This is a genomic window from Bacillus sp. FJAT-26390 (genome assembly GCF_001682865.1).
Classification (GTDB): Bacteria; Bacillota; Bacilli; order Paenibacillales; family Paenibacillaceae; genus Pristimantibacillus.
Genome location: NZ_MAQX01000002.1, coordinates 159106 through 176475, shown reverse-complemented (window position 1 = coordinate 176475; position 17370 = coordinate 159106). Strand labels below are relative to the sequence as shown.

Here is a 17370-nt window from a genome sequence, read left to right as displayed (position 1 = left end):
TAATTTCATATTAGCTCTTCAAATATGTGGGGATTGTTAGTAGGGTTTGGAACAGCTCTTCGATCTGATCGACAGCTATTCCATGGATGGATTCGCCCGTTAGTGCAGGGAGGCTTGCTTCGGGCCAGAGTGCGGCAACAATCTTGTTTTTTGCTATTTTAAAGAGTTCATGATCCGCTTCTGATCGAATCATAATGATTTTGGGATAGTCTGCATCTTTAAAGCCTTCGACGAGTACGACATCGGCTTCGGGCATTTGCGCTATAAGCTGCTCAAGCGATTCGGAGTATGCCTTCATAATTGCCGTGCTTTTGGATGAAGTAATAGCGGTTATGTCTGCCCCGGCTGCTTGGTGCTTCCAAGTATCGGTTCCGGGCTTATCGATTTGAAAATGATGCGCATCGCGCTTAATGGTTCCAACTGTATAACCCGCTTGCTTAAAGCGTTCTGTCAACCGGCAAACCAAAGTGGTTTTGCCGGTGTTTTTGTATCCAATGATTTGGACAATCAATTGTTGGCTTACTGATGATGATTGCATGGCAAGCTCCTTCGCGCGTTCGGTGACGTTAATTGCCAATAGTTTAACATACATTGTAAAATGGATGCTGAATAAGCTGCCGGATGATCTGGCGGCGATAGGAGCGGTGATTGTAATGGGGAAGGAGAGTGGCGTTGGGATGACGGGCGGGAGCGAGCGGGCCGGCCGATTTAATCGGAAGGCCGTGATGGTTGGAGAAGCGCAGCAGCGTGTGCTTGCTGCTGCGGAAGGTCTGCAGCTAGGCAGCGAGCTTGTGCCGCTGCAGGCTAGCGGCGGCCGCAGGCTTGCGCAGACGATAGTGGCGTCAAGCGATTGGCCGCCCTTCGCGCGCTCGGGCCTCGACGGCTATGCCGTGCGCGCAGCAGATATCGCGGCAGCGTCGCCGGAGCAGCCGGCGACGCTGCGCGTCGTTGATTCGGTCGCGGCGGGCGGGCTCGCCCTCGCGGCCGTGAAGAAGGGCACTGCCGTGCGCATCATGACAGGCGCGGCTGTGCCCGAGGGGGCTGACGCGGTCGTGATGCTTGAGCAGACCGCGGAAGCCATGCTGGACGATGGCTCGCCGGCGGTGCTGATCAAGCACGCCGGCTTGGCCGGCCAGCACATCGCGCCCCGCGGCGAGGAATTCCGCCGCGGGAGCGTGCTTGCAGTGCCCGGCACAGTTGTGCGGCCGGGCCATGTTGCGCTGCTCGGCACCTTCGGCTATGCCGAGGTGGCGGTGCAAAAGCGGCCGCGCGTAGCGGTATTCGCGACCGGCAGCGAATTGCTGCCGGTTGCGGCGTCGCTGGCGCCGGGGCAAATCCGCGACAGCAACAGCTATATGGTCGCGGCCATGGTAGAGCAAAGCGGAGCTGAGCCGATTCTATGCGGCTCGCTGCCCGATGAGCTTGGCGCGGTTGAAGCCGCTCTCTCAAGCGTACGCGAGCGCGCAGACCTGATCATCACGACCGGAGGCGTCTCCGTAGGTGACTTTGATGTGATGTCAGAGCTGCTCCACTCCCTGAAAAAGGGTAGCTTGGCGGAGCCGCTGCAAACTCGCTCAAGTGCGAACAGCGCCTCGTCAGCCCCTGCTCCAATTAATGAAAGGCAAAATAAAATTTTATTCGACCGCGTAGCGATGAGACCGGGCAGCCCGACATCGGCTGCCGTTGTAGGAGGAAAGCTGCTTTTTGCCTTGTCAGGCAATCCGGGAGCTTGCTTCGTAGGCTTTGAGCTATTTGTTCGGCCAGCGCTGATCAGCATGCAAGGCGCCAAAGAGGCGCTGCCAAGAACGGTTAGGGCGAGGCTGCTGACTGCGATAGACAAGCCAAGCCCGCATGTCCGCTATGTCCGCGCCCGCTTGATCAACGATTCGGAGGGGCGTTTGCTTGCTGATCCGTTAGCCTTCTCCAAATCGAGCATGATGGCTTCTATTGCCGATGCGGAAGGACTAGCGGTCATCCCCTCCGGCTCAAAGGGAGCTGAAGCGGGTGAACTCATCGAAGTTGTCCTCATTCCATGAAGCGAGATTTATGAAAGGTAATTGGGAAATATCATTTTATTTGGCAGGATATGCATGCGAGGAAACCGAATATAGAATGAATGCAGCATTGTCCTGGGAAAAGCCTGCGACTGCCGCTGATTCGCCAAAGCCTTTTATCAGCTTTACCTTAAATATATCGATTTAAAATCAATCCGGCATAGGGAAGCGGCCAGTAGGCTTGCATCGCCCCGTAATAAGCGGAATACGGCAGCGTAGCGCCTAGCTGCGGCTGGAGCAGATCAATCGGCTTCTGCTGCTCAGCGTAGGTGAGCGCATGCTTCAAATCGCTTAGCATACCGTCCGCCCCGAGCAAAAGCTGCTTCATTCGCTTAGACTCATCTGGGGCAAGCGGCTTCGACCAATTCATATAAGCCTCTTCATCCCCGCGTTTGCTTCGCCATAGGCCAAGCTCCCTGGCAGCGGGGGCTCGCAGGGCCAGCTCTATGCTAGCCCAAAGCTCAGGCTTTAAAGCATCGTCATGCTGCTTGTATTGCGATTCCAGCTGCTGGAGCATTTTTGCAAGGCTCGTTAAACTATCCGCAATCGGAAGGCCGTTATTCAACTGGTCGCTTAGCCGCACTGTGAGTTGATCGATATGAGATTGGGCTTGCTTAGCCATTTGCAACCAGTCAGCTGCGCTACTAGCGGCTTTCTGATAAATTCGATGCAAATCATAGTCCTGTTCTGGAGGCTGCTGCGGCTCGCCGTCGCGATAAGGGTAATAAGCATACGGACTTACAGCTTGTACCGGCGTGTATGCGTTTGTTCGATCGATGCTCCGAATGGAGCGTATGGATGTGCTCATTATGATCTCCTCTCTGGCTTGAAGGATAGTTTAGCGTGAGCATACTATACCGTAACCAAAAAAACTGGCGAAAGCTGTCAGCTATCGGATTAATGAAATAAAAAAAGCGGCTGCTCTGCGCCGGGCCCGCCGCTTCGCTTGTTTTAAAGCAACAAAAATAGAAATGCGACTAGCGCGAAATCAAGTGCCAGCGCACCGCCCCATGGATAATAAGGCTGCGGCCCGTAGTAATAGGGATCATAGGGATAGGCCTGCGTTTGCAGCTTGGATTTTCCGGATGACTGAAGCGCTTCTTCTGTTTTACCTTTACCGCCTTTTTTCTTTTTTGAAACCTGCGATTGTGCTTGTGATTGAGTTACGCTAGCCTCCATGCCGCCAGCCTCTGCATTAAGCTGCAATTTACCGCTGCCGCAGGAGCTTAGTATGCCTACATGGCGCGTGCCGTCTTTCATAATTACGCCTACCGGATATCCGCAAAAACGATTAACCACTTCCTCGTGCAGCGGATAAATTTGTTCCATTCGCCAAGCACCTCCAAAAGGATAAGATGAATCAATCCTGCAACCAGTGTATTCACCTACAGGCAAACGTGTATGGATGTTTACCCATTCGGAAGAGGACAGGAGCGAAAAATCATGTACATTCCGGCAAAATCGGTACCCAAAAAACAGCGGCTAACAGCCAAGCAGCGAGCTAAGCAGACGAAAGCCGGCATCCTGCTAGCGCTGCTAGTTATATTAATAAGCGCGTCATGGGCGATATGGCAAGCGGACCGCGCTCCAAGGGATACGACCTCCGCGGAACAGGTGCTTCAGCATGATTTGAAGGCACTCTGGGAGTGGAGCGATGATCAGCTTAGAAGCGGCTCGCAGGGAGCGAGCTGGAGCATAAGATGGAATGCAACGAGTAAGGTCGGATCAATGAAGGAGCTTGTACAGAACCTTTTTGTGGATGAGAAAGGGATCGCAAGCGATAAGATTGAGCAAAATGAAGGGAAAACGGTCACAGGCGCCCTGCCTAAATACAGCGGAAAATTAACGATCAGCCTCGTCAAGAGCGACAGCCGCAACGAAGAGCTGATGGTGGTGCTTGAGACAGGCGGTTCACAGCCGCTTGATCCGAAAAAGCTGCTTCAAGCGACTGCGGATATTTCGGGGCAGCTTGTCCTGTTCTCTCCGGCGTTCACTAGCAGCATGAAGGTTCAAGGGTATACGGATCATGAGCAGACGATTCAGCGGCTAACGAGGCTTACGGATGCCAGATCGGTTGACCGCTATGAGGATGGGGGAACGATCAGCGAAACCTTTTATACCCGGATGCTTCACTCCGCCATTGTTGTCGAAAATGGGAAATCGGCAAATTTTCAAATCGCCTTGCATAAGGATACAAATTCAGATAATACGGAATTGGCGATCGGAATACCTGTCATTACCGGAGAATACAGCGTTTCCAAGGCAGAAAGCCCCTAACAGCCAAATCGGAATTAGAATAAGTAACGTATCTTATCAGTATTTTTTATGACATGTTGAATAGCGAATTAAAGAACTATATGCTAAACTACATATCATGTGAAACTGTATAAAAATACATAGGGAAAGAATGAGGCAAATGACATATACGAATAATCTAGATTCCGTCTCCGCAGAAGGCGCAGTTTATTATCTGTTCGGAGCAACGGGCGATTTGGCTCGGCGCAAGCTGTTTCCAGCCCTGTTCAGTTTATATAAAGAAGGTAAGCTGTCTGAAAATTTTGCCGTTGTGGGTCTTGCTAGACGCCCTCGAACAAATGAGCAATTCCGTGCGGACTTGTACGAATCCATTGTGGAATTTTGTCGCTACAAAGCGGACGATGCCGAGCTTTGGAATCGTTTTGCAGAGCATTTCGTTTACATGTCACTGGATATCAACGATGTGGAAGGCTTCCGCGAGCTTAGCAAATTGTCCGAGCAGCTGGATGTGAAGTTTAACATTCCGGGCAACCGCCTATTCTATTTGGCACTTGCACCTTCATTGTTCGGTCCGGTTTCCTTCAACCTTCGCGACGGTGGGCTGCTAGAGTCTACGGGCTGGCACCGCGTCGTCATCGAGAAGCCTTTCGGCTACGATCTGCCGTCTGCGCAGAAGCTGAACGAGCAAATTAACCAAGTGTTCAAAGAAGAAGAAATTTACCGCATTGACCACTACCTAGGCAAGGAAATGGTTCAAAATATTCAAGTTATTCGTTTTGCTAATGCTTTTTTTGAGCCATTGTGGAATAATAACCATATTGCGAACGTTCAAATTACGTTATCCGAAACCGTTGGCGTAGAGGATCGCGGTGGCTATTATGACAAATCGGGAGCATTACGCGACATGGGCCAAAACCATATGCTGCAAATGCTTACGATGATCGCCATGGAGCCGCCAAGCCGCTTGCACGGCGAAGATATTCGCGATGAGAAGGTTAAGGTGCTTCGTTCCCTGCGCAACTACCGTTCTAGCGATGAAGTACGCTCGAACGTAGTCCGCGGACAATATAGCGAAGGCAGCCATCACGGCAAGGAGCTTCCTGGCTACCGCCAAGAGGATTCGGTTGGCGAGGATTCCACAACGGAAACCTATTTTGCAGCAAAAGTATTTGTCGATAACTTCCGCTGGGCGGGCGTGCCTTTCTACATTAGAACGGGCAAACGTCTACCGGTAAAAACGACTGAAATCGTAATCGAATTCAAATCGATGCCGCAAAATGTATTGTTCGCACAGCGCCATGATTTGGCGCCGAACCTGCTCGTTATTCGCGTAAACCCGCTTGAGGGCATATATATTAAAGTAAACGCAAAAACGCCGGGCGAGAACAATTCGGTTCAACCGGTAGCGATGGAGTTCTGCCAAAGCTGCCAAATCGGGTTGAACACGCCTGAAGCCTATGAGCGTCTCATTCACGATGCAGCACGCGGTGATTCCACGTACTTTACGCGTTGGGACGAGGTTTCTCAAGCATGGGCGTTCGTAGATCGCATCGCGCAGGCTTGGCGCGAAGAGAAAAGTGATTTGAAGCTATATCCAGCTGGATCTTGGGGTCCGGATGCAGCGAATCAGCTGCTTGGAGAAGATGGCTTCCATTGGTGGCCGGTTAACGGCCAAGAGGAAGATAACGTCATTTGGGTGTCGAACAGCGGAAAATAGCCGCTGCCGTATACCTTACGTAATGAAGGGAAGGCAAGCATGAGCCAATCGTTAAGCGAAGAAATTAAACAGGAAGTTGATAAACGCCGCACGTTCGCGATTATCTCTCACCCTGATGCAGGGAAAACAACCCTCACCGAGAAGCTCCTCCTATTCGGAGGAGCCATTCGGCTTGCTGGGTCAGTCAAGGCGCGCAAAGCGAGCCGTCACGCCACGTCCGACTGGATGGAAATTGAGAAGCAGCGGGGGATCTCGGTAACGTCCAGCGTTATGCAGTTCGATTATTTGGGACACCGCGTCAACATTCTCGATACGCCTGGTCACCAAGATTTTAGTGAGGACACTTACCGTACGCTTACCGCAGCCGACAGCGCCGTCATGCTTATCGACGTTGCAAAAGGTGTGGAGGCACAGACGATCAAGCTGTTCCAAGTTTGCCGCAAGCGCGGCATTCCTATCTTTACGTTTATCAACAAGCTGGACCGCGAAGGGCAAAGCCCATTTGAATTAATGGAGGAGCTGGAGCGGGTGCTTGGCATTCGCGCAGTGCCAATGAACTGGCCGATCGGCATGGGACGCGAGCTTTGCGGCGTTTATGACCGGATGAAAACGCAGGTTGAGCTGTTCCAAGGCAATGACCATTCCACGATTGAAGTTCGTCCTGTGAGCGATTATAACGATCCAGTGATCCGTGAGATGGCTGGCGATTATTTGACCGATCAGCTTATCGGAGATCTGGAGCTGCTTGACGTTGCAGGCGACCAATTCGATTTCGAGAAGGTGCAAGCCGGCGAGCTCACGCCTCTTTTCTTCGGAAGCGCAGTTAACAACTTTGGCGTGCAGACGTTTCTTGAGAACTTCCTGCAGCTGGCTCCTAAGCCAACCCCGCGCAATAGCACGACGGGCCAAGTTGATCCGACGAATGAGAAATTCACTGGTTATGTGTTCAAAATTCAAGCCAATATGAACCCGGCGCATCGCGACCGGATTGCTTTCCTCCGTATTTGCTCCGGCAAATTCGAGAGGGGCATGAGCGTTCGCCATGTTCGCAACGGCAAAGATATTAAGCTGGCGCAGCCGCAGCAATTTCTAGCGCAGGATCGCGATATCGTGGATACGGCTTACCCAGGGGACATTATCGGGCTATTCGATCCGGGTATCTTCCGCATCGGCGATTCCTTGTCGCAGGGCGGAGAGGTCGTGTTCGATGAGCTGCCGACGTTCTCGCCGGAAATTTTCGCAAAAGTAACCGTCAAAAACGCGCTCAAGCATAAGCAATACCAGAAGGGCATCGATCAGCTTACAGAGGAAGGCACCATTCAGGTGTTCCATTCCACGGGCAACTTCGACGAGACGATTCTCGGCGTTGTCGGTCATTTGCAATTCGAGGTGTTCGAGCACCGGATGAAAGCGGAGTACGGCGTAGATATTCAGCTGCATCGCATGCAGTTCCAATTTGCGCGGTGGATCGTTGACGATAAAATCGATCCTAGCAAATTCCGTATTAATACGACGCTCGTGAAGGACAAGAAGGGCAATTATGTCGTCTTGTTCGAGAACGAGTATGCGATGCGTACGGCAATTGACAAAAACCCAACATCTAAGTTTCTGGAAACCGCGCCTTAAGGATTGGGATATAGGCAAGCAGAAAGCATCCTCAGCCAATGGCGCAGCAGCGCTTGCAGCTGAGGATGCTTTTGTTTCCGAAGACTTGAATTTCAGTGCTAAAACGAATCTTTACCCGTATAATAAATGGATAAAAAACGATAGGTGGCTAGTCATTCATGAAAACAATCATGTTCACCGGGGGAGGCTCAGCCGGACACGTTACCGTAAATTTGGCCTTGATCCCGCGATTTTTGGAAGAGGGCTGGTCAGTCCAATATATCGGGTCGGAGAGCGGTATCGAGCGGCAGCTTATCGCAACGATTCCGCAGGTCACATATTTTCCGATCGCGACAGGCAAGCTGAGAAGGTACATGGACATTCAGAACATCAAGGATCCGTTCAAGGTGGTAAAAGGGCTTTATCAGGCGTACCGGATCATTAAGCGGAATAAACCGAATGTCATCTTCTCCAAAGGCGGCTTCGTATCTGTACCGGTCGTCATTGGGGCATGGTTAAACAGGGTGCCGCTGCTCATTCACGAGTCTGATTTAACGCCTGGGCTCGCCAATCGTTTGTCGATTCCGTTCGCGACCGGCGTGTGTACGACCTTCCCGGAGACGGGAAGCATGCTGAAGGCAGACAAGAGCCGGCATGTGGGAGCGGTCATACGCGAGGAAGTGAAGCAGGGCAACGCTGATCGCGGCAGAGCTTTTTGCGGATTTACGAGGAGCAAGCCGGTTATTCTGATCATGGGCGGAAGCTTAGGCGCGCGCAAAATCAATCAGACGGTAAGGCAAGCGCTGACCGCACTTACGAAAAAATTTCAGGTCGTGCATCTATGCGGCAAAAATCAAGTTGATCCTTCGATCGATATCGCTGGCTACAAGCAATTTGAATATGTGAATGAGCAGTTGCCGGATGTGCTAGCGATGACGGATCTAGTCATTTCCCGTGCGGGCTCTAATTCTATCTTTGAATTTCTCTCCTTGAAGAAGCCGATGCTGCTTATCCCGCTCACGAAGGAGCAGAGCAGGGGCGATCAAATTTTAAACGCGCAGTCGTTTGAAAAATCGGGTTATGCCGACGTATTGTACGAAGAGAAGCTGACAGCCGGCACGCTGACGGAGAGCGTTGAACGACTGTACGATAACCGTAAAGATTTTATCGAGCGGATGAACATGAGCGAGGAAGCGAATGCGTTAGCATCCGTTTTTGAGTGGATCAATGAAATTGCGAAGAAGTAAGGTTACTTATATGCGATAGCAAGTAATAACAAGGCGATCCAGAGCGTGGCTTCAAACGTTCCGGATCACCTTTTTGGATGGCTGGCAGCCTTTTGGAAAAAAGTCTCTGCAAGCCGGTTGACGATAAAACGTTTTCATGCCATAATGTACGCGTGTACATTAAACGGAAATGATGTTTAGCATATTAGCTTTTCAGGAGGAAAACGATCATTAGCAGGAAAGAAGTAGCGAAGCTGGCAGGTGTCTCGGAGGCAACTGTATCCAGAGTGTTGAACAATGTTGGCCCGATGAAGGACGATACGCGCGAGCGCGTATTGCAGGCTGCTGCAGAGCTTGGGTATGTCCCGAATGCGCTCGCGCAGCAATTTGCCCGGAGGAAGAGCGGCAATATCGGCGTTGTGCTTCCGTTTGTGCCGAAGGTTCACTTGTTCTCCACTTACTATTTCTCGGAAATTTTAAGCGGAATCGGCGAGACGGCGAAGCGCTGCGGTTATGACCTGCTGCTGATCTTCCGGGAGCCGGATGAGGTAAGAGACTACGCGAAGCTTTTTCGAACGCAAAAGATTGACGCTTGTATCGTGCTCGGCTCCCAAAACGTGCCGGAAGAACGTGCTGCCCTTGCGGAGCTGAAGGCTGGAGGCTTTCCCTTCTGCCTTGTGAACCAGCGGTATGACGAGGAGTCGTATCGGACGGTGGATGCGGATCATGTAGCAGGGAGTAAAGCTGCAGTGAAGCATCTGATCGAGTATGGCAGCCGCAGCATTGCGTTCGTAAACGGCCCGCAGCAGTATTCCAATAGCGCAGATAGGCTCGAAGGCTATAAGGAAGCATTGGAGGAAGCCGGCATAGCGTTTGAGCGAGAGCATGTATTCATGGGCAATTACAGCCGCAAGAGCGGCTATGAGCTTGCGGGTCAGCTAGCTCAGCTGATACGTGCAGGCTCCATCGATGCGGTATTTGGTGCCAACGATCGGATGGCAATAGGCTTGATGCAGGGCTTGCGGGAGCTGGAGCTTGAGGCAGGCCAGCATTACGCGTTAGTTGGGTATGATGACTCCGATGGCTCGCGTATTATTAGTCCGAGCCTGACGACGGTAGCGGTTCCTTTTTATGAAATGGGCAAGCTTGCAGCCGCGAGGCTGCTTGATACGGCTCAAAATAAGGACGAAGCCGAACCGGCACGGGACGTGCTGCCTGTAAATTTGGTTCAAAGGGAGACATCCCAACTTAAAAAAAGCAATGATTAAGCCGTTTTTTGGCATAAAAATTCAATCGCGGAACGCTAGCCGTTTACGCTTGTGAGAGGCGGGTTTCTATGGATAAAGTAAGAGTTGGCATGGTCGGCTATAAATTTATGGGCAAGGCGCATAGCAATGCTTATCGCGCGCTTCCGATGTTTTTTCCGAATTCGATTAAGCCGGAGATGAAGGCGATCTGCGGTCGCGATCCAGAGGGGCTGGAGCAAGCGCGGGCGCAGTTCGGCTGGGAAAGCTCGGAAACCGATTGGAGGGAGCTCGTGAAACGCGACGACATCGATTTGATCGATATTAATGCGCCAAGCGATGCTCATAAGGAAATCGCGCTCGCTGCGGCAGCCGCAGGCAAGCATTTGTTCTGTGAGAAGCCGCTCGCGCTGACGCTTGAGGATTCGCGTGAAATGCTTGAAGCGGCGGAGGCGGCTGGCGTGAAGCATATGGTTGGCTTCAACTACCGATTCGCACCCGCCGTTCAGCTGGCGAAAAAGCTTATTTCGGATGGCCGTATCGGCGAAATCTACCATTTCCGCGCCGTGTTTCTTCAGGATTGGATCATTGACCCGAGCTTTCCGCTCGTGTGGCGCCTTCAGAAAGAAATTGCAGGCTCCGGCTCCCATGGCGACCTTGGGGCGCATTTGATTGACATGGCACGCTTCCTTGTCGGCGAGTTCAACGAGGTAATCGGAATGAACGAGACGTTCATCAAGGAGCGGCCGATCGCTGCTGCTATGACGGGACTTAGCGCCAAAGGGAGCGAGGACGGTCCACGCGGCCAGGTAACGGTTGATGATGCGACATTGTTCATGACTCGATTTGCGAATGGCGCGCTCGGCAGCTTCGAGGCAACTCGCTTTGCAGCCGGTCATCGCTGCACGAATGCTTTTGAAATTAACGGCAGCAAAGGAAGCATCAAATTTGATTTTGAGCGGATGAATGAACTTCAGGTTTATTTTACCGATGATGCCGAGGATGTTCAGGGCTTCCGCCGCGTCCTTGCTACGGACCCATCGCATGCTTACATGGATGCTTGGTGGCCGGCGGGTCATACGATCGGTTACGAGCATACGTTCACGCATGAGGTCCACGAGCTGATGCAGGCGTTCGCTGAGGATCGCCAGCCCGTTCCTAACTTTGTAGATGGCGTGAAATGCCAAGAGGTGCTCGAGGCGGTTGATCGCTCGATTGCAGAACGCCGCTGGGTTGCAATAAGCGAACTATCGTAAGAGAAGCAATGAATGAAGATGAGCAACGGAGAGGTAGGGAAAAGCAATGAAAAAAGCTTTGATCGTATGGGGCGGCTGGGATGGACATCAGCCTAAGGAAGTAGCCGAAATTTTTCGCGAGGTGCTGGCTGCAGAAGACTTTGAGGTAGAGGTATCCGATACGCTTGAGGCGTTCGCGGACGCGGAGAAGCTGCTAGGGCTTGATCTAATCGTACCGGTGTGGACGATGGCACGAATAGAGCAGCAACTCGTTGATAACGTATCAGCAGCCGTTCAAAGCGGCGTAGGTCTTGCTGGCTGCCATGGCGGCATGTGCGACGCATTCCGTGAAAACGTGGATTGGCAGTTTATGACCGGGGGCCAATGGGTTGCGCATCCGGGCAATGACGGCCTTGAATATACGGTTAACATAAATAACTCGTCAAGCTCGCTTACTGAAGGCATCGAAGATTTTGTCGTAAGCTCCGAGCAATATTATTTGCATGTAGACCCTGCGGTCGAAGTGCTCGCGACTACACGTTTCCCGCTGTCGCCTGGACCTCATTCGCTTAATAAAGCGGTGGATATGCCGGTTGTATGGACGAAGCGCTGGGGCGTTGGACGCGTTTATTATAACTCGCTTGGCCATCAGGCTAATATTATCGATATTCCAACCGTTAAGGAGCTTATGCGACGCGGCTTCTTATGGTGTGCGGAAGGCAAGGCTAAAGCGTTAGAGGCGGGTGCTAAAGCTTCGGCTTATAGCGGCATGGCAGATAATCAGCTTTAAAACGGAATTATAAAATGAATAGGATATGGGACGAGGGATGGGCGAAAATGGACAAAATTAAAGCAGGCATTATTGGAACGGGTAATATTAGCGGCATTTATTTTGAAAATGGCAATCGCTTCGATGCGCTTCAGGTAGTCGCTTGCGCGGATTTGGATGTGGAACGGGCAAGAGCGAAAGGCGAGGAATTTGGCGTTCGCGGCTGCTCGGTAGAGGAGCTGCTCGCTGACCCGGATATTCAAATGATTATTAATCTGACCATCCCGCAGGCGCATGCTTCGGTTTGCTTGCAGGCTCTTGAGGCAGGCAAGCATGTATACGTGGAGAAGCCTTTTGCCGTAACGCGCGAGGAGGCTCAGCAGGTGCTGGAGCTTGCGGCAAAAAAAGGTCTTTATGTCGGAAGCGCGCCGGATACCTTCCTTGGCGGCGGCATTCAGACGAGCATTAAGCTGCTGGAGGATGGCTGGATCGGCACGCCAATCGGCGCAACTGCATTCATGGTCTGCGGCGGGCATGAATCCTGGCATCCAGCTCCCGAGTTTTATTACCAAAAAGGCGGCGGCCCAATGTTTGATATGGGACCCTATTATTTAACCGCACTCGTTGCGCTGCTTGGACCTATTACCCGCGTAACCGGCTCGGCACGCATCTCCTTTCCGGAGAGGACGATTACAAGCAAGCCGAAGTATGGTCAGCAGGTAAAAGTAGAAGTACCGACGCATATCGCAGGCGTGATGGATTTTGCATCCGGTCCGATCGGAACGCTGCTGACTAGCTTTGACGTGAAAGGCGGCTCTATGCTGCCACGCATCGAAGTATACGGCAGTGCAGGCACGCTGCTTGTTCCAGATCCGAACGGCTTTGGCGGACAAATCAAAATTTGGCGAGCGGGCTCGAACGAATGGTCGGATATTCCGCTAGCTTACGGCTATACAGAAAACGCACGCGGCGTAGGCGCAGCCGATATGGCCAAAGCGATTCAAACCGGCCGCAAGCACCGCGCGAACGGCGAGCTTGCGTATCATGTGCTTGAAGCGATGCATGGCTTCCATGACGCATCGGAGCAAGGCGCGCATTATGTGATGAAAAGCACTTGTGAACGTCCGGCACCGCTGCCGCTTGGCTTGCAGCCTTATTGTTTGGATTAAACGAAGAGAAAGAAAAATAGCTGTTGATAGCAAAAAAAAGCAGAGCGGAAATCGCTCTGCTTTTTCTTATGGTTAGGCTTTAATCCAAGCTGCAACTTTATCTGCATTTTGTTCAACCCATGCTTTGGCTGCTGCTTCAGGCGTCTCGCCTTCTTGAATTTTAATCATGACAGCTGCCATATCGTCCGGCGTCCAGTTAAACTGATCTAGGAAAGCGAAAGCTTCCGGTTGATCGTCCTTAAGCCCTTTACGCGCGATCGTATGAATTTGCTCGTCGCCGCCGTATACATTTTTGGGGTCTGCCAAATATTTGAGATCCATCTTGGCAAACATCCAGTGCGGCGTCCAGCCTGTAACAACGATCGGCTCTTTGTTCGCATAAGCTTTCTCAAGCTGCTTCGTCATCGCGGCGGAGGAGCTTTCGAGCAGCGTCCATTTGTCCCGCAGCTTGTACTCATCCATTACTTTCTCTGTCGACATCATAAGGCCGGCGCCCGGCTCGATGCCGATAATGGTATGGTCCACCGTATCGCCAACCACATCGGTCAGCTCCTCAATGCTGTTAACATCCATATATTTTGGAACGACAAGACCGATTTTTGTACCTTCAAGGTTAGGTCCTAGATCATCGTATTTGCCGTTATACTTCGTAACATAGGAAGCATGCGTCGTAGGCAGCCAAGCAGCTACCATTGCATCCGCGCTGCCATCGGAAATACCGGCCCACATCGGACCAGCGTCAACCTGCATCAGTTCAACGTTGTAATTAAGCTTTTGCTCAAGCACTTCTTTTACGACATAGGTGCTTGCAATCTCGGAATCCCAAGCGACATAAGCAAGCGTCACTTTTTTGTTGCTGCTTCCGCCGGAAGAGGAGCATCCGGCCACCAGTGCAAATGCCATAACGGCTGCTACAATGATACTCATTTTTTTGAAATTCAAAAAATCACTCCTTAAAGTTTGCACAGCAAGCAAGCTGCGAATTCCAATTATTCATTTTTTTATAACCATTTAAGTCGTTTTGCTTTTGCGAATGACCTGCTGCGTCAGGCGATCCAAAATAATCGCTAATATAACGATGGCAAGGCCGGCTTCAAAGCCGACACCGGTATTCCCCTGCGTAACGGCGCGATAAACGTATGCGCCAACGCCTTGCGCCCCGATCATAGAGGCGATTACGACCATTGAGAGCGAAAGCATAATGGTCTGATTGATACCAGCCATAATGGTCGGCATAGCAATAGGAAGCTGAAGCTTAAACAGCTTTTGCATTGGCGTTGAGCCAAAGGCATCCGCTGCTTCCACTAATTCTTCAGGCACCTGGCGAATGCCGAGGTTCGTCAGACGAATCGTTGGCGGTATCGCGAATATGATCGATGAGATGACGCCAGGAACTACGCCGAGCGAGAAGAAGGTAACGGCAGGCAGCAAGTAAACGAATGCTGGCATCGTCTGCATGAAATCAAGCACAGGCGTAACGATTTTTTGGACGGTGGCGTTGCGGGCGCATAATATGCCTACTGGAACGCCGATTAACACCGATATGAAGGCCGCGGTTAAAACGAGCGCTAGCGTCTGCATCGTTTGGCTCCATAAGCCGAGATTTTCGATTATAAGCAGTCCGATAAGTGTAAATAAAGCCATTTTCCACTTGCCAATGTACCACGCTAAAAAAGTGAATATAAGAATTAACACTAGCGCAGGAAAAAAGTTGAGCGCTGTATCCAGTCCGTTTACGGTTTCGCCAACGACGGTACGGATTAATTGGAAGAACGGGTCCAAATGAGCTTCGAGCCATGATTCGAGCCATTCGATCCAGTCAGCTAATGGGATTTTAGGCAGATTCATTACGATCACCAGCCTCTAGTACGGTATTTCCGGCTAATGCGGCCAGAACTGCGCCTTTGATGACGATGCCCTTCAGGCGTCCTTTGTCATCAATGATGGATACGGGGAATTTCGAATTGCTCATTAATTCAAACAATTCATTAAGCAGAGTGTCCGGAAGGGCGGAAGGCGCTTCACGCTCCATTACTTCTTCAAGCTTTAATCCGTTTTTAATGGCGTTAGCTGCGTCCTCGGCCGTAATTACGCCTAGCAGCCGCATGCCTTTGTCAACGACGTAGAGACTTGAGACACCGCGGTCTCTCATAAATTGCAAAGCAACGCGTGGACCCTTTTCGATCGTGATCGTCTCGGGTTTGATCATAACATGCGAAGCTGTAAATACTTTGGATAGATCTACATCCTCGACGAACCGTTCAACGTATTTGTTGGCAGGCTGCATCAATATTTCCTCTGGAGATCCGATTTGAACGATGCTGCCGTCCTTCATCAACGCGATTTGATCGCCGATACGAAGTGCTTCGTTCAGATCATGCGTAATAAATACGATCGTTTTTTTCATTTTAGATTGGAGCTCTAGCAGCTCATCCTGCATATCCTTCCGAATAAGCGGATCAAGCGCGCTGAATGCTTCGTCCATAAGCAGAACATCGGGATCGTTGGCAAGCCCTCTTGCAAGGCCTACACGCTGCTGCATGCCGCCGCTTAATTGGTCAGGGTAGCTGTTCTCCCAGCCCTTCAAGCCAACAAGCTCCAGCGAATTCATTGCCATTTCTCTGCGTTTTTTCTTGTCGATGCCCTGCACCTCTAGTCCGTATTCAATATTTTGAATGACGGTGCGATGCGGAAACAACGCGAACTTTTGAAAAACCATGCCTACATTTTTTCTTCTAAACTTCCGAAGCTGCTCAGGTGACATGCGAAGCACATCCGTCCCATTAAACAGCACTTGGCCGAGCGTTGGCTCAATTAATCGGTTAAGCAGGCGAACAAGTGTTGACTTGCCGCTGCCGGACAAGCCCATAATAACAAATATTTGTCCTGCTTCAATGGAGAAACTAGCTTGGTTGACCCCAACAGTAAGCTTCGTTTCTGCAAAAATCTTTTCTTTAGACCATCCTTTATCCAGCAGCGGGATCGCCTTTTTCGGATCGGCTCCGAAAATCTTGGTTAGCCTCTTGGCTTCTATAATCGCCATGTTGTGCCCCCTTGTGGAATATTTCGACTCCCATAAGTCTAGTTGGTTATCATTGTAAAGGTCAAAAGGCGTGAGTCTCCGTATACTTTGTACAGTTATAACTTTACGTACTTTACATACGGTATACTCTTGATAACTCCCTTTTTCAACCCAAAAGCTTTCTTTACATATGGACAGCCATTTGATTACAATAATTGATGTAGGATTGATAGGGGAACGACACTCCTCAGGAGGAACGACATGAATGAACTTGCAGCATTAACGGAAGAGCAGCTCACAAAGCTGCAAAACACGCGTCGCCGGGTGATTGAATCAATTGGTGAGAACATGGATTTGTACGGCATCACGTTATCTATTGGTCATTTATACGGGAATATGTACTTTAATCGTGAGCCGGTTACACTAGATGAGATGAGCCAGACGATGGGCATGAGCAAAACGTCCATGAGTACGGGCATGCGTACGCTGCATGACTTGAAGATGATAAATAAAGTATGGGGCAAGGGCTCAAGAAAAGATTTGTACGAGGTCGAGCCGAATTGGCATCAAAATTTCACGGATTTTTTCTCTATTAAATGGAGGAAGGCAGCCGAGCAGAACATGAGCGCCTTAAAGCGTTCCATGAAGGAAATCGATGCGCTTAAGCAGCAGTACGAGGGCGATCAAGCGTTTCTTGAGGTGCTTGAGAATGATACGCAAAAGCTTGAAGAGGCTTTAAAGTATTATAGATGGCTGGATCGTTTAATCGATTCCTTTGAGAGCGGAGATATTTATAACTTTATACCGCAAGAGGAATAGCGTAAGGAAAATATTTACAAATGATGGCCGGCAGGCTATAATAGCGATAACAAATGCCGAAGGGAGTGAGCAAAATACGATGATGAACGGAAACCGGAATACAGTCGTTACACATTCATTTCGTTGCCCCTCACTCCTAAGGTCGGAAGTCCGATGACAGCAGGATAAAGCGAGGTCTAGGCGCAGGTATGCCTAGACTTTTATTTTGTTTTGCTGCAAAGCCGCGGGAGCGTTATTTCCTGCGGTTTTTTTGC

General features: G+C 50.8%; 16 protein-coding genes. 10 read left to right on the top strand and 6 right to left on the bottom strand.

The window, feature by feature from the left end; translation table 11 throughout:
• Window positions 1-10: 10 nt before the first annotated feature.
• Complete coding sequence (gene mobB / locus A7975_RS09180) at window positions 11-538, bottom strand: molybdopterin-guanine dinucleotide biosynthesis protein B (protein WP_065384980.1); 528 nt, start codon at window positions 536-538, stop codon at window positions 11-13.
• Between mobB and A7975_RS09175 the strand changes: the two genes are divergently transcribed.
• A complete protein-coding gene (locus A7975_RS09175; RefSeq protein ID WP_255314232.1) occupies window positions 537-2036 on the top strand; it encodes a molybdopterin molybdotransferase MoeA in 1500 nt (499 codons plus the stop codon). The genes mobB and A7975_RS09175 overlap by 2 nt on opposite strands.
• Before the next feature lie 148 nt (window positions 2037-2184).
• On the opposite strand, the gene A7975_RS09170 is transcribed toward A7975_RS09175, so the two are convergent.
• Both A7975_RS09170 and A7975_RS09165 read right to left on the bottom strand, forming a co-directional pair.
• On the bottom strand, window positions 2185-2862 hold the full coding sequence (locus A7975_RS09170) for a hypothetical protein (RefSeq protein ID WP_065384979.1): 678 nt from the start codon (window positions 2860-2862) through the stop codon (window positions 2185-2187).
• Window positions 2863-3005: 143 nt separating this feature from the next.
• Window positions 3006-3383, bottom strand: coding sequence for a hypothetical protein (locus A7975_RS09165; RefSeq protein WP_065384978.1), 378 nt, complete (start codon window positions 3381-3383; stop codon window positions 3006-3008).
• 114 nt (window positions 3384-3497) lie between these two features.
• On the opposite strand from A7975_RS09165, the gene A7975_RS09160 reads away from it, so the two are divergent.
• The 8 genes from A7975_RS09160 (at window position 3498) to A7975_RS09125 (ending at window position 13275) form a co-directional block, all read left to right on the top strand.
• Complete coding sequence (locus A7975_RS09160; protein WP_065384977.1) at window positions 3498-4331, top strand: YwmB family TATA-box binding protein; 834 nt, start codon at window positions 3498-3500, stop codon at window positions 4329-4331.
• 139 nt (window positions 4332-4470) lie between these two features.
• Window positions 4471-6027 carry a glucose-6-phosphate dehydrogenase gene (zwf, locus tag A7975_RS09155; RefSeq protein ID WP_053374363.1) on the top strand — a complete coding sequence of 519 codons (1557 nt, stop codon included), beginning with the start codon at window positions 4471-4473 and terminating at the stop codon, window positions 6025-6027.
• Window positions 6028-6066: 39 nt separating this feature from the next.
• Window positions 6067-7653 (top strand): peptide chain release factor 3, encoded by a 1587-nt coding sequence (locus A7975_RS09150; RefSeq protein WP_053374364.1) that lies wholly within the window; start codon window positions 6067-6069, stop codon window positions 7651-7653.
• A 158-nt stretch (window positions 7654-7811) separates the two neighbouring features.
• The gene (locus A7975_RS09145) at window positions 7812-8879 is read left to right on the top strand and encodes an undecaprenyldiphospho-muramoylpentapeptide beta-N-acetylglucosaminyltransferase (protein WP_065384976.1); all 1068 of its coding nucleotides are present in this window, start codon (window positions 7812-7814) and stop codon (window positions 8877-8879) included.
• Between the two features lie 206 nt (window positions 8880-9085).
• Complete coding sequence (locus tag A7975_RS09140; protein ID WP_065384975.1) at window positions 9086-10126, top strand: LacI family DNA-binding transcriptional regulator; 1041 nt, start codon at window positions 9086-9088, stop codon at window positions 10124-10126.
• Between the two features lie 68 nt (window positions 10127-10194).
• Window positions 10195-11358 (top strand): Gfo/Idh/MocA family protein, encoded by a 1164-nt coding sequence (locus tag A7975_RS09135; protein ID WP_053374367.1) that lies wholly within the window; start codon window positions 10195-10197, stop codon window positions 11356-11358.
• A 46-nt stretch (window positions 11359-11404) separates the two neighbouring features.
• Window positions 11405-12127, top strand: a complete 723-nt coding sequence (locus tag A7975_RS09130) for a ThuA domain-containing protein (RefSeq protein WP_065384974.1) — start codon at window positions 11405-11407, stop codon at window positions 12125-12127.
• Window positions 12128-12174: 47 nt separating this feature from the next.
• Entirely contained in the window at window positions 12175-13275 is a 1101-nt protein-coding gene (locus tag A7975_RS09125) for a Gfo/Idh/MocA family protein (protein WP_053374369.1), read from the top strand.
• Between the two features lie 72 nt (window positions 13276-13347).
• Here A7975_RS09125 and A7975_RS09120 read toward each other — a convergent pair whose 3' ends face one another.
• The 3 genes from A7975_RS09120 to A7975_RS09110 form a co-directional block, all read right to left on the bottom strand.
• The gene (locus A7975_RS09120) at window positions 13348-14217 is read right to left on the bottom strand and encodes a glycine betaine ABC transporter substrate-binding protein (RefSeq protein WP_255314231.1); all 870 of its coding nucleotides are present in this window, start codon (window positions 14215-14217) and stop codon (window positions 13348-13350) included.
• A gap of 69 nt (window positions 14218-14286) precedes the next feature.
• Window positions 14287-15123: an ABC transporter permease gene (locus A7975_RS09115; RefSeq protein ID WP_065384973.1), complete on the bottom strand. Its 837-nt coding sequence runs from the start codon at window positions 15121-15123 to the stop codon at window positions 14287-14289.
• Complete coding sequence (locus tag A7975_RS09110) at window positions 15110-16318, bottom strand: quaternary amine ABC transporter ATP-binding protein (protein ID WP_065384972.1); 1209 nt, start codon at window positions 16316-16318, stop codon at window positions 15110-15112. The genes A7975_RS09115 and A7975_RS09110 overlap by 14 nt, the downstream gene beginning before the upstream one ends.
• 240 nt (window positions 16319-16558) lie before the next feature.
• Here A7975_RS09110 and A7975_RS09105 point away from each other — a divergent pair, with 240 nt between their 5' ends.
• On the top strand, window positions 16559-17116 hold the full coding sequence (locus tag A7975_RS09105; RefSeq protein ID WP_065384971.1) for a GbsR/MarR family transcriptional regulator: 558 nt from the start codon (window positions 16559-16561) through the stop codon (window positions 17114-17116).
• The last annotated feature ends 254 nt before the right edge of the window (window positions 17117-17370 follow it).

Bases quoted from the DNA above. Each gene is read 5' to 3' on its own strand.
- A7975_RS09110 (WP_065384972.1), bottom strand. From the start codon at position 16,318: ATGGCGATTATAGAAGCCAAGAGGCTAACCAAGATTTTCGGAGCCGAT.
- A7975_RS09125 (WP_053374369.1), top strand. From the start codon at position 12,175: ATGGACAAAATTAAAGCAGGCATTATTGGAACGGGTAATATTAGCGGC.
- zwf (WP_053374363.1), top strand. From the start codon at position 4,471: ATGACATATACGAATAATCTAGATTCCGTCTCCGCAGAAGGCGCAGTT.
- A7975_RS09145 (WP_065384976.1), top strand. From the start codon at position 7,812: ATGAAAACAATCATGTTCACCGGGGGAGGCTCAGCCGGACACGTTACC.
- A7975_RS09105 (WP_065384971.1), top strand. From the start codon at position 16,559: ATGAATGAACTTGCAGCATTAACGGAAGAGCAGCTCACAAAGCTGCAA.
- A7975_RS09170 (WP_065384979.1), bottom strand. From the start codon at position 2,862: ATGAGCACATCCATACGCTCCATTCGGAGCATCGATCGAACAAACGCA.
- A7975_RS09160 (WP_065384977.1), top strand. From the start codon at position 3,498: ATGTACATTCCGGCAAAATCGGTACCCAAAAAACAGCGGCTAACAGCC.
- A7975_RS09135 (WP_053374367.1), top strand. From the start codon at position 10,195: ATGGATAAAGTAAGAGTTGGCATGGTCGGCTATAAATTTATGGGCAAG.
- A7975_RS09130 (WP_065384974.1), top strand. From the start codon at position 11,405: ATGAAAAAAGCTTTGATCGTATGGGGCGGCTGGGATGGACATCAGCCT.
- A7975_RS09175 (WP_255314232.1), top strand. From the start codon at position 537: ATGGCAAGCTCCTTCGCGCGTTCGGTGACGTTAATTGCCAATAGTTTA.
- mobB (WP_065384980.1), bottom strand. From the start codon at position 538: ATGCAATCATCATCAGTAAGCCAACAATTGATTGTCCAAATCATTGGA.
- A7975_RS09165 (WP_065384978.1), bottom strand. From the start codon at position 3,383: ATGGAACAAATTTATCCGCTGCACGAGGAAGTGGTTAATCGTTTTTGC.
- A7975_RS09150 (WP_053374364.1), top strand. From the start codon at position 6,067: ATGAGCCAATCGTTAAGCGAAGAAATTAAACAGGAAGTTGATAAACGC.
- A7975_RS09115 (WP_065384973.1), bottom strand. From the start codon at position 15,123: ATGAATCTGCCTAAAATCCCATTAGCTGACTGGATCGAATGGCTCGAA.